We start from the raw sequence: 15071 nt of genomic DNA on the forward strand, positions 1-15071 counted from the left end.
ATCTTGATCAGGACCGGAGGCAGTACGCTGCCTTCGGTCAACGGAAATAGGGAGAGAGAGATGCCTAAGTGGCTTGATGGCGAGATCCTGTTCGGACTCTTCATGATCGTTGTTTTTTTGGCGGGCGCGTATGATCTGCTGTCCGTTGGTGGCTTGGCCGGAATTGCGCAGGACAGCGGAGTGGCCTTTGCATTGGCCATCATCGTCCTGTCGGTCATCTTGCTGGCCGTGGTCATCCTGTCGCCCGCTGCACGTGCCAGTCTGGAAGAGCGCGAGGACCCGGATGCCTATTTTCCTTTCATGACACGGCGCGGTGTTCTGATTGGGCTGGTGGGCTGTGCCTATCCGATCCTCTTCTGGACCGCCGAATACATCATCGCCACTACCATCGTGGGCTTTGTCGCGGTCAGCCTGTTTACCGGAGAATTCGGTCGCAAGCAGGCAACGATTGCGGTGTGTTTCACCCTGTTGTCATACCTTCTGTTCTTCTTTGTCCTCGGGATCACCGAAGGCGATGGCGCGCTGATTTCGACCGGGTTGAACGACAAGGTGCCCACATGGCGCCGCGATTTCTTTGCTGCGTTCTGAACGCATCCGAAGACCGATCAAAAGGACCTAGAATATGTCTCCATTCCTGGAAGGTATGTCGGCGTTCATCACCAGCCCCAGCGCGGTGATTGTTGCCATCATCGGCTCGGTTGCGGGTATTCTCGTCGGTGCCGTGCCCGGCCTCAGCGGTACCACGGCTGTTGCTCTGCTTCTGCCCTTTTCGTTCTATCTGGATCCGCTGATCGCGTTGATCCTGATGTATACGATCTCAAAGTCATCGGATTTCGGCGGCTCGATCCCCGGAATTCTCTTCAACACTCCCGGGACCCCTTCCGCGGCTGCGACCATGATCGAAGGTCATCCGCTGGCGCGGAAGGGATACCCGGTAAAGGCGTTGCGTGCCGCCACGGCGGCGTCGGCAACGGGCGACTTCTTCTCGGAATGCCTGCTGATCTTTGGCGCGGCTTACCTTGCCGTTTACGCCGTGAAAATCGGTCCGCCCGAGCTGGTGACGATCTATATTCTGGCCTTTGTGGTGATCTCGTCGATCATTGGTGAATCGATGATCAAAGGTATCATCAGCACCTTGTTCGGCATCACTCTGGCCTTGGTCGGGTTCGACCCGATCTCGGGCAACCTGCGTATGACCTTTGATCAGTTGCCGCTGATGGATGGTCTGCCGCTGGTTCCGGCGCTGATCGGTATCTTTGTGGTTGGAGAAGTGTTCCACCGCTTTGACGTACGGGATTTTGGTGCGACCTCGCACAAGGATCAAAAGAACCAAAAGAACGAAGTCAGCAAACCCGACGATACTTTCGGCTTTGCGGATTATCTACGGGTTCTGCCGACAATCGTGCGGTCGATGTTCATCGGAGCCTCGGTCGGTATGTTCCCCGGCATCGGAGCCTCGGTTGCGTCGTTCCTGTCCTTCGGCGAGGCCAGACGGCAGGCAAAGCCCGATGATGAATGGGGCAATGGTGAAGTCAAAGGCGTTGCAGCATCCGAGGCAGCCAATAATGCAACGTCCGGCGCGAACCTGATCCCGTTGCTGACGCTTGGTATTCCCGGGTCGACACAGGCGGCGTTGCTGGCCGGTGCGATGCTGATCCACGGCATCACCGTTGGGCCGCAGGTCTTCACCGAAGATGCCAACCTGATCTATGCGTTGTTCAGTGCCGGGCTGTTCTGCATCGTCGCCTACTTTGTTGTTGGTTTCTGGTTCAGCCCGATGATCGGGCGGATCATTCTGGCGGTGCCTGCGCGGATTACCTATTCGCTGATCCTGATGATTTCGGTCTCGTCGGCTTATGTGCTGCATTCGTCCTTGTTCGACGTGTGGATCATGGTTCTGTTCGGTGTCCTCGGCTATCTGTTTCGGCGCTACAACTACAACATCCCCGCCTTCATGATCGCCCTGCTTCTGGGCGGCGGCATGGAGCGTGCGGTGCGTCAGACCCAGCTGCTTGCCAATGACGGCCTCTGGATTATCTTCCAGCGCCCGATTTCGCTGACGATCCTGATCCTGACGGTGATCATGATCATCATGCGGATTAGAAAAGCCCGGATGAACAAGGCGCTTGCCGCCATTCAGGACGACTGATCCCAAACACAGCATCTGCCCTCTGCCATCGCACACAGGCAGAGGGCAGGGCCTTTTCCATGCATGAGGTTTCTTATGGCCATACCTTCTGAAATCGCCACCTTTGCCGGTGAAATGACCAGCTGGCGCCGGCATCTCCATGCCCACCCCGAGCTGGGGTATAGGGAGTTCGAGACCTCGGACTTCGTCGCCCGGCACTTGACGGAATGGGGCATCCCGTTTGAACGCCTGACAGAGACCGGCATCGTCGCAACTCTGCGCGCAGGTGACGGCAACCGGGCCGTAGCCTTGCGAGCCGACATGGACGCGCTGCCGATGGAAGATCAGGGAGACGCGCCCTGGGCCTCGACCGTGCCGGGTGTCATGCATGGCTGCGGCCATGACGGGCATACCGCGACGCTGTTGGGTGCGATGAAATACCTGTCGCAGACGCGCCGATATTCTGGAACGGTTCATGCGATCTTTCAACCCGCCGAGGAAGGGCTGGCCGGGGCCAAAAGCCTGCTTGATGCGGGTCTCTTCGAGAAATTTCCTGCTGACATGGTGTTTGGCCAACACAACGACCCTTTGTTGCCCGAAGGTGTGATGAGCGTGGTCAAAGGCCCAACAATGGCTGCGTCCGACCGGTTTTCGATCAAGGTCACAGGCAAGGGTGGACACGCCGCGCGCCCGCATCACACCGTTGACCCTCTGATCGCCGGGGCGCAGGTTGCCTTGTCTCTGCAGACGATCCTCTCGCGCCGGATCGATCCACTGGAAAACGGCGTGATCTCGGTGACGCAGTTTCATGCCGGCACCACAGGCAATGTGATACCGGAAGTGGCCGAACTGCAAGGCACCGCCCGCAGCCTGACACCCGAGGTTCAGGACGAATTCGAAAGGCTGATTTCCGAGGTTGCCCGCAACGCGGCGGCAACGATGGGAGCCGAGGTTGCCGTCGATTACCGGCGCGGCTATCCGCCCGTGATAAACGCGGACACGCCGACTGATTTTGGCATGGACGCTGCCATTGCCGTTGTTGGCGGCGACAATGTGATGCTAAAGCGCCCTCCTGCGATGGGCGGCGAGGACTTTGCCTTTTTGGCGCAAGCGCGCCCCGGTTGCTTTGCCCGGATCGGCACCACCAAACCCGGTGAGACGGCCGTGCCGCTGCACAATCCGCGTTACGATTTCAACGATGATGTTCTGCCCGTCGGCGCGGCGTGGTTTGCCGAGGTCGTCGAGAACGTGCTGGCCCCGACCAGCATGCCCAACTGATATGAGCACCGTTCTGGAACGTATCGCGGATTGGTGCGTCTCGTACCAATCGACAGAACGTCAACGTGCCCTCGCAGCCGATGCGATCACGGACACGGTTGCATGCATGTATCTGGGGCGCGACGACCCGGCGACCCTCAGCGTGCGACAGGCCTATTTGTCGGGGTCGACCAGCGACGGCCCCGCGCGGTTCATTGGCGGCGGGCGGTCGGACGCCGCAATTGCCGCTGCAATCAACGGAACCGCGGCTCATGCGCTGGATTTCGACGACAATTTCCGACCCGCGCTCAGCCACGCTTCGGCGGTTTCAGTTCCGGCTTTGCTGGCAATCGGTGACGAACTCAACGCATCCGGCGCACAGGTTGTTGAGGTCTATCTGGTCGCGTTGCAGGTTCAAGGCCTGATTGGTGCGGGTGTTGTCCCCTCTCATTACACAGCTGGCTGGCACAGCACGTCGACAATCGGCACCATCGGAACGGCGGCTGGCGTGGCTTCGATGATGGGGTTTGACCGCGCGCAAATCGTGCACGCAATGTCGTTGGCTACCAGCTTCGCCTCGGGCAGCAAGGCCCAGTTCGGAGCGCCCGTCAAACCATTCCACGCGGGCATGGGCGCAAAGAATGCTATCGAGGCCGCCCGTCTGGCGCGGGCTGGCCTGTCCGGGCACGCTGATATCATTGAACGCGGGCAGGGGTTTCTTGAGCTTTTGGGCGGCAAAGACCCTCGTGGATACGGCGATCTCGACATTGTCCCAGACATGCCCCATTATATCGAAACCGCCGGTGTCATGCCAAAGCGGTTCCCCTGTTGCGGCTCAAGCCATATGGCCATCGACATGGCGCTGGATCTGCGGGACGAAGGGGTGACCAACCCCGAGAACATTGCTGACATCACGGTCAAAGTGCGCAAAGCAAACTTTCGGAACATGCCGTTCACGCATCCCGAAAACGAAATGGAAGCCCGGTTTTCGATGTCCTATTGCATCGCGCGCGCGGTGCGGGCGGGCCGGTTGAGCGTCACGGATTTCACCCCGGAAGGGGTGGCGACCCATGCGGAGGAACCGCTGCTGGATCGCATAAAGATGACCCACTACACAGCAGAGGAAGAAGCAGCCGAGGACTTTCTACCACATATCCTGACCGTGACACTCACGGATGGATCAAAGGTCGAGCGGGTTCGGCGAAATCCAAAAGGCAGCATCACCGAACCATTTTCTGAGTCGCAAAAACGAGAGAAATTCCTCGATTGCATAGATGGTCATGAAAATGCCGGTGACCTATACGACCGCTTGCAAGGCATCGCGAGCTTGAGTTCGTTGGACGCGCTCACACCTTTATTTCGCTGATATCACCAGATCCGTACAAGTTTCATTGAATGGCGGGGGCGTCTACACCTTCAGAACTAGTGTATGTCGCTGGTACTTGTTCGATTATGGCGGGAGCGTACTACGATGTTCTGGCTGGAGCTAACCCCTCCTGTGCAGCCCGTCAATTCAAGCATTGTGACGATGTGATTAACTGACTCCTGAGTTTGAAGTTAAAGCCTAGAGTTTGCATTCGATGCCTGCGCAATGAGCCGGTCACCTCAGCAACGTCCCCTCGTTCTCTGTCAAAAACCGTCTGATCTGGGGTTCGATCCTGGAACTGGCGGTCGGATATACACCCGTTTTGCTGACCGCATCGCGCGCCGAGGTTGCATTGCCGATGCGCTTCCAGATAGTCGGGGACGAAAACGGTGCAAGTCGAGGCCGCGTCGCCACGCCCGTGGTCAATCCCTTGATATGAACAATCTGTTGGCGATGGGCCGGATAAAGAATGGTCTCGGACAAAAACCCGTCATCGCTGAAAGCGCGTTCGAAAATGTAGATCCGGTTGCCGCGATATGCGGCCAGACCTGAGTAACGTGTCCGCTGTCGGATGTTGCCATTGGCATCCGTGGCGCGTTCAAAACTGTGAGTGACGACATAACCATCCTGTTCCCGCAGCCAGATCAGGGTTCGCAGAATACCGCCCTCCCACGTGGGAGTACGAAAATGCCCGTGATAAAACCCCAAATAGCGGCGCAGGCCCCGGGCCTGATCCCGAAACACGTCGCCGATCAGCTGTTCCGGAACACGGCGCGTAACCTTGTTTTGACGGATATGTCTTGCATGAAACGTGTCATGAGGCAGCAGTAGCTCTGCCTCGGCAATGCTGAAAAACCCAGCGATACGGCGCAAGTTAAAGGCCGAAGGCAGCCCGCCACCGTTCAAATACCGGTTAAATTGCTGGCGGTTGATTCCGATCTCGCGGCAGACGGCTGATATGCTGGCAAAGCGCGCGCAAAGCGCCCGCAGGTTTTTTGAAAAATCCTCGGCCATTGGTCTTGCTTCTTACACTAGTTGCTGCAGTTGTGCGTAAACATACATACACTAGCATAAACTCGCTTACTTTCAACATGCCCCTCGATCGTGGTTATTTGCCCTAAAGCTGCGCATGAGACCGGGTGTCATGCGTATGCAATCAGAAAGCGGCAGAATAGCGGATGCGGGGTTTGGTCCCACGCTGCACACAGCACGGCCCGGAAAGCCAAAGGGAGAACGACATGAAAATGAAATGGATGCAAGCGCCGCTGGATCGGCGCGGATTTCTGAAAACGGCCGCCGCATTAGGTGCAAGCTCGGCGCTCACTGGCGTTTGGCCGGGGCGGGCGATTGCGGCAGAAGATGGGGTTCTGCGCATCCGTTCGTATCGTGACATGCAGACGCTGGACCCGGCGCATTCCGAAGGTCAGAGTGACGAACAGATTCAGGCCCCGATTTACAACAAGCTGATCCAGTATAAACCCGGCACAGAATGGGATTGGCAACTGGATGCTGCGGCCATGATCGAACAGGCTGATCCGACCCATATCAAATTCGCGCTGCGCGATGATATCGGATTTACCAACGGGTTCGGCGCGATGACGGCGGAGGACGTGAAGTTCTCGTTCGAGCGGATTATTGACGAGGCCACCGGCAGCCCGAACAAGCCGGATATGGGCCCGCTCAGCCATGTCGAGGTGACGGGCGAACGGGAAGGAACCATCGTTCTGAACGATCCGTTTGCACCGCTCTGGTCCATTGCGTTGCCCTATATCACCGGCAATATCGTGTCGAAAGCGGCGGTCGAGGCCGCGGGCGGGCGTATCGGCACCGATCCGGTGGCAGAGTCTGGTCCTTATCTGCGGTCGGCCTGGAACCCGAAGGAAAAGACGGTTCTGACCCGCAACCCCGATTGGAAAGGGGATGCTCCGGCCTGGGATACAATAGAAATCCTGCCGATCGACGATGAAAATACCGCCGAGATCGCCTTTGAAGCCGGTGAACTGGATTTGACACGAGTGTCGCTGGGTTCGGTCGAACGTTATCGGGCAGGGGTGCCCAATGGTGGGACGCTGATCGAGAACCCGTCGCTGTACTATGTCTGGCTGGGCATGAACATGGATCACCCCAAGCTGCAAAACAAGAAGCTGCGGCAGGCGATTCAGCATGCCATCGACGTACCGACCATTCTTGAGGCGGCGTATTTCGGGGCGGCTGAGCCATCAACCGGGATCATCGCGCCGGGGCTGACCGGCAACCGCACTAACAGTCTGGTGCCACCGCAGGCCGATTTTGCCAAAGCGGCAGAATTGCTGGCGGAATCCGGTGAAACCAATGTGACCCTGACGCTGGATATCCTGAACAAGACCACCTACAGCACCATTGCGCAGATCATTCAGGCAACCTTGGGTCAAATCGGCATCACGGTTGAGGTGAATGTACTGGAATCAGGGGCGTTCTGGGCCAGTGGTGACAACGAGAATCTGCAACTGATCCTGAACCGGTTCTCGATGACCCCGGACCCCTATTACGCGACCGCATGGTTCACCACCGAACAGGCAGGTGTCTGGAACTGGGAACGCTTCCGCAGCGAAGAGTTCGATGCCGTCCACGACGCAGCCTTCCGTGAGACCGATCTGGCCAAGCGTGCCGAGATGTACCAACGCGCGCAGGATCTGATGGAGGAAAGCGGTGCGTATCGGTTCATCACCCATGAGGCGACACCGATCATCCACACCTCGCGGATTGTACCTGCATTGCGGCCCGATGGCACCACGCTGCTGCGGTATTTCGGCAAATCCTGATCAAGTGGGGCCGCAATGGCGTTTTATGTCCTTAGACGGTTCGCCCTTGCGGCCCTGATCCTTGTGGTTGCCGTCACCGCGATGTTTCTGATGATCCGCGCGGTGCCCGGCGATCCGGTCCAGATCATGCTGGGCCCGCGTGCCACGCCCGAACTTCAGGCGCGGCTGACGGCTGAGCTGGGGCTGGACCAGCCGATCTGGAACCAGTTGCTGATTTTCTATGGCAACCTGCTGCAGGGTGATCTGGGCGTTGACGTATTTTCGGGTCGTCCTGTCACCCAGATCGTGTTTCAGCAATTGCCGTTCACGCTGGAACTGATCTTTGCCTCAATCCTGTGGTCGGCCGTGCTGGGGATTGCAATGGGGGCCTACGCGGCGGCCCACCCCAACACTTTGATCGACCGGTTCGCAGCGGCTGTCTCCGTCAGCTTCGTGGCGGCCCCGTCCTTCGTGATCGCTTTGTTGTCGTTGCTGGTCTTCGCTGTCCACCTACAGTGGTTTCCCGCCATCGGAGTGGGTGACGGCTTTGTCGACAGGCTTTACCACGTTGCCCTCCCGGCTTTTGCCATTGGGCTTAGCTGGGTCGGCTATATCGCGCGGCTGGTGCGCGCCTCGATGCTTGAGGTGCTGGGCGAAAGCCATATCCGCACCGCGCGCGCCTTTGGCCTGCGCGAGCGGCGGATCGTCATGGTCTATGCCCTGCGTATCGCGATCCTGCCGGTTGTCACCGTGATCGGCGTGGGAATGGGATTCCTGCTGAGTTCGGCCGTGTTTGCTGAGATCGTGTTTGCCCGCCCCGGGTTGGGCAAGCTGGTGATCGATTCCATTACCACGCGGAACTATCCGATTGTCATGGGCTCGGTCCTGGTGTCGACCGCGTTGTTTGTTCTGTCGACCGCTTTGGCGGATCTGATCAATGCCTGGTTGGACCCGCGGGCGCGGACGGCAGGCTGAGGGGGCAGGGATGACCAAACCGAGATCAGAACTGTCCACCATTCTGCGCGGGGTGGCCCGCGATCCACTGGGCCTTGCCGGGCTGATCATCGTCGGCACCATCGTGTTCTGCGCCCTGTTTGCAGCTTGGATCGTACCTTATGACCCGGTTGCGCTGAACGTGACCCACCGGTTGCAAGGCCCCTCGGCCGAGCATCTGCTGGGCACGGACCAGCTGGGCCGCGATACGTTCAGCCGGGTGATCATGGGCGGGCAGGTGGCGCTGAAAGTGGCTTTGCCTGCGGTATTCGGTGCGATGGTAATCGGGCTGACGCTGGGGATGATTGCGGGCTATGGGCCGAAATGGCTGGATAACCTGCTGATGCTGTTCTTTGACACCATCCGCTCGTTCCCCACGGTGATGTTCGCGCTTGCGGTGGTCGCGCTGGTCGGGCCCAGCCTGCAAACGGTGGTGTTTGTGGTCATGGCGACCTCGATCCCCACTTATGGGCGGGTGGCGCGCACGCAGACTCTGACCCTGCGCAATTCCGAGTTCATTCTGGCCGAGCGGTCGATGGGTGCCAGCATCTTCCGCATCCTCGGGGTGCATATGCTGCCCAATATCATCGGCGTGCTGGCGGTTCTGGCGGCGATGGACATCCCCACGGTGATCGCGCTTGAGGCCGGGCTGTCCTTTCTGGGTCTGGGGGTCAAACCACCGACGCCAAGCTGGGGATCGCTGCTGAAGGACGGATACGCATTGATCCGGCAGACCCCGTGGCTGGTCGTGGCCGGTGGCCTGCCGATCATTCTGGCCACGCTGGGTTTTACCTTTCTGGGCGAGTCCCTGCGCGATGTGGTGGATCCCAAACTGAGGAAACAGCGATGAGCACCCCTTTGCTGGAAATTGACGGCCTCAGTGTCGATTACGAGACGGTCCGGGGTGATCTAAAAGCCCTGCGCGACATCTCGTTCGACATCAAACCGGGCGAGATCGTGGGCATCGTCGGCGAATCCGGCTGCGGCAAGTCCACGCTGATTTCTTCGATCCTGCGCCTGACCGCACCAAATACGCGGTTCCGGCAGGGCGAAATCCGGTTCAAAGGGCAAAACCTGCTGTCGCTATCCGAACGCCAGATGCGGGCGCTCCGCGGTGACGATATCTCGATCGTGTTTCAGGACCCGATGCAGACCCACAACCCGGTGCTGTCCATCGGGCAGCAGATGCTGGACATCCAGCACCGCTCGGGCGCGTCGAAATTCGAAAAACGCGCGCGGGCCGCAAAGATGCTGGGTGCCGTCGGCATTCCGGACCCCGAGGCCCGGCTGGCGCAGTTCCCACATGAGTTCTCGGGCGGGATGCGGCAGCGTATCGCCATTGCCATGGCGCTGATGTCAGAACCCGATCTTCTGATTGCCGACGAACCCACAACAGCACTGGACGCCACGCTTGAGGTGCAGATCATTGAGCGGCTGAAAGACCTGCAACAGGATTTCGGCTGCGCGATCCTGTTTATCTCGCACCATCTCGGGGTGATCGCAGAGCTGTGTGATCGGGTGGTGGTGATGTACGCAGGCGCCGTTGTGGAGAGCGGCGAGGTACGTGAAATTTTCCACCACCCGAAACACCCCTATACCCGCCGTCTGATCGACTGCGATCCGGGCCATATCAAGACCCGAGCGCGCGTGTTGCCGACTATTCCGGGCGAGGTGCCCGATCTGGCTAATCTGCCCGGCGGCTGCATTTTCCGTGACCGCTGCGATCAGGCCATGTCACGCTGCGCCAGCGACGTCCCACCGCTTGAACAGGTGCAGCAAGGCCATCTGGCCGCTTGCTGGCTGAACCATGCGGAGACCGCGACATGAGCCTGCTTGAGGTCGAAAACCTGCAAACCAGCTATGGCCGCGTCAATGTGCTGGCCGGGGTCAGCTTTCGCGTGGATCAGGGCGAAACCTATGCGCTGGTGGGTGAAAGCGGTTCGGGCAAGACCACGGTGATCCGCGCGATTGCAGGGCTGGCCCCGGCGCAGGCTGGCAATGTCCGGTTTGACGGGCAGGAAATACGCGGCCTGCCGGAACGGGCGCTGCGCCCGCTGCGCAAGGACATCGCGATGATGTTTCAGGACCCGGTTGGCAGCTTATCGCCGCGCCTGACCATCGGCAGTCTGATCACCGAACCCTACCGCATTCAGGGCCTGAAAGACCGCGACCTGCGGGCCGAGGCGCGGCGGCTGCTGGAAATGGTCAACCTGCCTGCGGATTTTGCGGATCGCTACCCTTACCAGCTGTCGGGCGGGCAGGCGCGGCGTGTTGGTGTGGCCCGCGCGCTGGCGTTGGAACCGCGCCTGATCCTGGCAGATGAACCCACCGCAGGGCTGGATGTGTCGGTTCAGGGCGAATTGCTGAACCTGCTGAACGACCTGCGCGAGCGGTTGGGGCTGGCAATGGTGATCATCACCCACAATCTGAACGTGGTGCGCCATGTGGCGGACCGCATGGGCATCATGTATCTGGGCCGGCTGGTCGAGGAAGGCACGACCGAGGCAATCTTTGACACCCCCCGCCACCCCTATACCCGCTGCCTGTTATCGGCCAACCCCGAACCCGACCCCGACGCGCGGCTGGAGCGAATTGCGCTGAAAGGCGAACCGCCCAGCTTGCTCAAGCGCCCCTCGGGCTGCGAGTTCCGCGAGCGCTGCCCGGTGGCCGGCGATATCTGCATGCAGACCCCCGTCTGGGAACAGGCAGATGGCCACGGTTTGCGCTGTCTGAAACCATTTTGAAATGACGAGACCCCAATGACCAACCCGGAAGCCAAACTGTTTTTCAACGGCCCGATCCTGACCATGGATGCGCAAAACCCGGAGTGTGAGGCTGTGCTGACCCGGGGCGGCGAGATCACTGCGGTCGGAGCCGAAGAGGATTTGCGCGCCCGGATGCCTGCGGATACGCAAGAGGTTGATCTGCAGGGACAAACCCTGATGCCCGCGTTTATCGATCCGCACGGGCATTTCCCCGATTCCGGCTTTGTCGAACTGTTCCGGGTGGATCTGTCCGCACCGCCACGCGGCGACTGTCTGGATATTCCCACAGCCCTGCGCCGTTTGGCCAACCGCGCCCGTCAGACCCCGAAGGGCGAGTGGATCATGGGCGTTCTGTTCGACAACACCGCCATTGCCGACCGCCGGATGCCCACCCGCGCCGAGCTGGATGCGGTGTCACGCGATCATCCGGTGTGGGTCATCCACGCCTCGGGCCACAACGGCGTTGCGAACTCGGCCGCGCTGGCGTTTCTGGGGGCCGACGCGCATACACCAGACCCGGTCGGAGGGCGTTTTGATCGCGACCCCGAGACCGGAGAGCTGACCGGCCTGATCGAAGGTCTGTCTGCGATGGGACCGCTGGGCGAGACCTGTTTCCTGATCGACCGTGTGCGTTTCCTGCAAGGATGCGCCGCCGCCCGTGACGAGTATCTGCAACATGGTGTGACCTTTGCCCAGAATGCCTGGGTCAATGCCGAGTTACTGGAGCATTTCGCCGCGCTGGCCGCGCAGGGTGATCCGGGCATCGGCCTGATGCTGTTGCCCATCGCGGAACTGGAACCCGCGTTGTCCGAAGGACGGGCCGAGGTGGACTGGCAAGACACCCCGCATGTCCGCACCGGACCGCGCAAGCTGTTCTCGGATGGTTCGTTCCAGTTACAAACTGCATTTCTGAGTGAACCCTATCACGACGTTCGCAAGTCGGATTGTCCAAATGGCATGCCCTATATGGACCCCGACCTGTTCCGGTCTGAGGTTGTTCGACTGCACAGGCTTGGCTTTCAGGTCCATTGCCATTGCAACGGCGACGCCGGTGCCGAAATGTTCATCGATGCAGTTGAGGCTGCACTACTCGACTCCCCGCGCAACGATCATCGGCACACGGTCATCCACGGGCAGGTGCTGCGCGACGATCAGCTACAGCGTATGGCCCGACTTGGCATGACGGTCAGTTTCTTCTCGGCTCATGTGCATTTCTGGGGCGATCGGCATTACGACACGATCATGGGCCCCGAACGCGCCAACCGCCTGACCCCCGCCGGATCGGCGGAACGGTTCGGTGTGCGGTTCACCCTGCACAATGACGCTTCGGTTACGCCAACGCGACCCCTGCATCTGGCCCATTGCGCGGTGAACCGGCTGACGGCCTCCGGGCGGTTGCTGGGGCAGGATCAGAGGATTTCCGTGATGTCAGCGCTTAAGGCACAGACGATCGACGCGGCCTGGCAGGTCTTTCTCGAAAACGAACGCGGATCGATTGAACCCGGCAAGATGGCCGATTTGACAGTGTTGTCTCATAACCCGCTGCTGGCACCCGAACGCATAAAAGAGATTTTGGTCACGCGGACCTATAGGTGTGGGAAGCTTGTTTTTGAACAGGGCGGCGCATGTGAACGCAAGGCGAATATGCAACCGTTCGAAGCTAAGTGAACCGGATATGTCGCAAACTTTTGACTGTTGACGCCCAAGAACGCTGGGAGTGAATAGCTACGGATCTGTTGCGAAGCTTCTGACTGAACAAAGAGTTGACACCGAACCTGCGGCTTATGCCGCCAGTTCTACAAATTGCCGAAACGGACAGACTCCGGGTGTGATTTGACCTTTGCGGATCATGTGCGCCACTTCGATTGCATTGAGGGTTGCCGCCGCTGAGGCGTACGCCTCGAACACTAGCATTGGCCGGATGCGTTTTTTGATGAAACGATGGTCTTGTTTCTTGATGTTGTTCAGATATTTCCGCCTCACCATCTCAATCGGGATCGGGCAGCCAAAGCCTTTCAGCATTTTGTTGATCGCCTTGATACCAGCTGAGTTGGCTCCGCTTTTGTCGATGACAATCTTTCGCGGTAGACCATTCACCTCCAACATCCGGGCGAAGAACTTTGTAGCGGCCGGTTTGTTTCGGCGTTGTGAAAGCATGAAATCGAGAGTTTTTCCGTGTTTGTCGACCGCTCGGTAGAGGTAAACCCATGATCCCTTTACTTTAATATACGTTTCGTCCACTCGCCAGAAGCGGACGAACGGTCTCTTTGGCCTGCGAGCAACATCGGCAATTGCACTAGCGTATTTTGTCACCCAACGGTTCAGCGTAGTGTGATCTACCGCAACGCCTTGCTCGGACGTGATTTCTTCCAGATCCCGGTATGAAACATCGTATCGAAGGTAGAAGAATACAGCAAAGAGGATCAAATCCTTGGGATATTGTGCGCCCTTAAAGGAGATCATGAGCGGACTTTCGACTAGTTGGGACCGAAAGCCACCCGCACGCTGAACTCAAGCGCGTCAACAGCCGAAGCTTTGCACCAGAACCCGATTGCCATGCCCGCCGGGTCACAGGGCGCATTTTGGGCGTTGCAACTTCCAGAAGGCGCTCGATTGGCGGATGCTCCAGGACCTGCTGGTCTAAGCAGCCAGTTCTTCTCCACATAGGACGTTGTCCACGCGAATGGCGAACGTCTTGCCCCGCCATGCAATGATCTGGTTCAGTGTGCGGACAACGCGCTCTGAGGGTAAAGAGAAGTCGACCTCAATGGCCAGCCCCACGTTTTCTTCGCCGTCGTCAGCCTGACCAGCCAATCGGCGATCAACTCGTTTTCACCACTGAGCTTCGGCTGATACCGATTGCAAGTCTCGTTGATGCTGAAGGCCCGGCACGCCAAAGCAATGCTGGCTGATCGATAGCGAACAGCCCATTCGGCCATCTCTTTTCTTTGAGACTGCCTTGCCACTTTTCTCCAAGCGCCTCCTTGAGCAGATCGTTCTGCATGCTCTTCTCAGCATACATTTTCTTGAGCCGCTTGTTCTCTTCATCAAGTTCTTTCATACGCGCCATCAGGCTGGCATCCACCCCGCCATATTTGGATCGCCACTTATAGATGTTCGCCGTGCTCATTCCATGCTCGCGACACGAATCTGCAACCGGCAAACCGTTCTCTGCCTGCTTCAGGATCGCCACAATCTACGCGTCGCTGTACTTCGATTTCTTCATCAGAACCTTCTCATTCAGCTTCGAGAAAATTCTACTTCCGCACACCCCTAATTTTCGGGGGAATTACCCAATCGATAGATTTCACTTTGTGACCGATCCAGTGTGCACGCGCGATATCACCTTGCGGTAAACTCTCGCTTTGGGGTGATAAAAATTAAATAATATCAAGGCTTTTCCAAGAATTGGTGCACCGCATTTCTCCACTATTTCAGCCACAGTTTTCTCCCTTTGCAACGCTTGGAACGAGTTCCTGAACCATCCCTCAGCTCAGAATGGAAAGTCAATGTTGATTTATAAATAAATAAATGATTTATGTATGAACGAAAAGCGGAGGAATCAGGCTCTGCACGGTTAGGCGCGGCGCCGTAGCAGACAAACATGCCCAAAGACAAAATGCTCGCAAGCGCGCCGGGGATTGCGGCGCTGATTCTGAGGAACAGAGATCGAGAGACGACATGACCAAAGCACAGGGCCGTCTGGCCGGAAAGAAAGCGCTGATTACCGCCGCAGGGCAGGGCATTGGCCGCGCGAGCGTCGAGAAATACGTGGCCGAGGG

The 15071-nt window shown here is 58.6% G+C and carries 12 protein-coding genes and 1 pseudogene; 10 read left to right on the forward strand and 3 right to left on the reverse strand.

Annotated features, from left to right (window positions below):
* Window positions 1-60: 60 nt before the first annotated feature.
* From ACR0K4_RS21000 to ACR0K4_RS21015, 4 genes are all read left to right on the forward strand, one after another.
* Window positions 61-588, forward strand: a complete 528-nt coding sequence (locus ACR0K4_RS21000) for a hypothetical protein (protein WP_480855620.1) — start codon at window positions 61-63, stop codon at window positions 586-588.
* Window positions 589-622: 34 nt separating this feature from the next.
* Window positions 623-2149 carry a tripartite tricarboxylate transporter permease gene (locus ACR0K4_RS21005; RefSeq protein WP_480855621.1) on the forward strand — a complete coding sequence of 509 codons (1527 nt, stop codon included), beginning with the start codon at window positions 623-625 and terminating at the stop codon, window positions 2147-2149.
* A 75-nt stretch (window positions 2150-2224) separates the two neighbouring features.
* Entirely contained in the window at window positions 2225-3406 is a 1182-nt protein-coding gene (locus tag ACR0K4_RS21010) for a M20 aminoacylase family protein (protein WP_480855622.1), read from the forward strand.
* 1 nt (window position 3407) lies between these two features.
* On the forward strand, window positions 3408-4751 hold the full coding sequence (locus tag ACR0K4_RS21015) for an MmgE/PrpD family protein (RefSeq protein WP_480855623.1): 1344 nt from the start codon (window positions 3408-3410) through the stop codon (window positions 4749-4751).
* 234 nt (window positions 4752-4985) lie between these two features.
* On the opposite strand, the gene ACR0K4_RS21020 is transcribed toward ACR0K4_RS21015, so the two are convergent.
* The gene (locus ACR0K4_RS21020; protein ID WP_480855625.1) at window positions 4986-5765 is read right to left on the reverse strand and encodes an XRE family transcriptional regulator; all 780 of its coding nucleotides are present in this window, start codon (window positions 5763-5765) and stop codon (window positions 4986-4988) included.
* A gap of 224 nt (window positions 5766-5989) precedes the next feature.
* On the opposite strand from ACR0K4_RS21020, the gene ACR0K4_RS21025 reads away from it, so the two are divergent.
* From ACR0K4_RS21025 to ACR0K4_RS21050, 6 genes are read left to right on the forward strand one after another with little or no spacing between them, the layout of a single operon-like run.
* On the forward strand, window positions 5990-7552 hold the full coding sequence (locus ACR0K4_RS21025; protein ID WP_480522139.1) for an ABC transporter substrate-binding protein: 1563 nt from the start codon (window positions 5990-5992) through the stop codon (window positions 7550-7552).
* A gap of 15 nt (window positions 7553-7567) precedes the next feature.
* Entirely contained in the window at window positions 7568-8506 is a 939-nt protein-coding gene (locus ACR0K4_RS21030) for an ABC transporter permease (RefSeq protein ID WP_480855626.1), read from the forward strand.
* 10 nt (window positions 8507-8516) lie between these two features.
* The gene (locus ACR0K4_RS21035; RefSeq protein ID WP_480522141.1) at window positions 8517-9374 is read left to right on the forward strand and encodes an ABC transporter permease; all 858 of its coding nucleotides are present in this window, start codon (window positions 8517-8519) and stop codon (window positions 9372-9374) included.
* Complete coding sequence (locus ACR0K4_RS21040) at window positions 9371-10351, forward strand: ABC transporter ATP-binding protein (protein ID WP_480855627.1); 981 nt, start codon at window positions 9371-9373, stop codon at window positions 10349-10351. The genes ACR0K4_RS21035 and ACR0K4_RS21040 overlap by 4 nt, the downstream gene beginning before the upstream one ends.
* Entirely contained in the window at window positions 10348-11268 is a 921-nt protein-coding gene (locus tag ACR0K4_RS21045; RefSeq protein WP_480855628.1) for an oligopeptide/dipeptide ABC transporter ATP-binding protein, read from the forward strand. The genes ACR0K4_RS21040 and ACR0K4_RS21045 overlap by 4 nt, the downstream gene beginning before the upstream one ends.
* A gap of 15 nt (window positions 11269-11283) precedes the next feature.
* On the forward strand, window positions 11284-12957 hold the full coding sequence (locus tag ACR0K4_RS21050; RefSeq protein ID WP_480855629.1) for an amidohydrolase: 1674 nt from the start codon (window positions 11284-11286) through the stop codon (window positions 12955-12957).
* Window positions 12958-13071: 114 nt separating this feature from the next.
* Here the strand turns inward: ACR0K4_RS21050 and ACR0K4_RS21055 are convergent, their stop codons facing one another.
* Both ACR0K4_RS21055 and ACR0K4_RS21060 read right to left on the reverse strand, forming a co-directional pair.
* Entirely contained in the window at window positions 13072-13752 is a 681-nt protein-coding gene (locus ACR0K4_RS21055) for an IS6 family transposase (RefSeq protein WP_480855631.1), read from the reverse strand.
* A 207-nt stretch (window positions 13753-13959) separates the two neighbouring features.
* Window positions 13960-14485: pseudogene (locus ACR0K4_RS21060) on the reverse strand (transposase); the annotation flags it as partial.
* Window positions 14486-15071: the final 586 nt, after the last annotated feature.

It is taken from the genome of Ruegeria sp. K11, assembly GCF_056531905.1.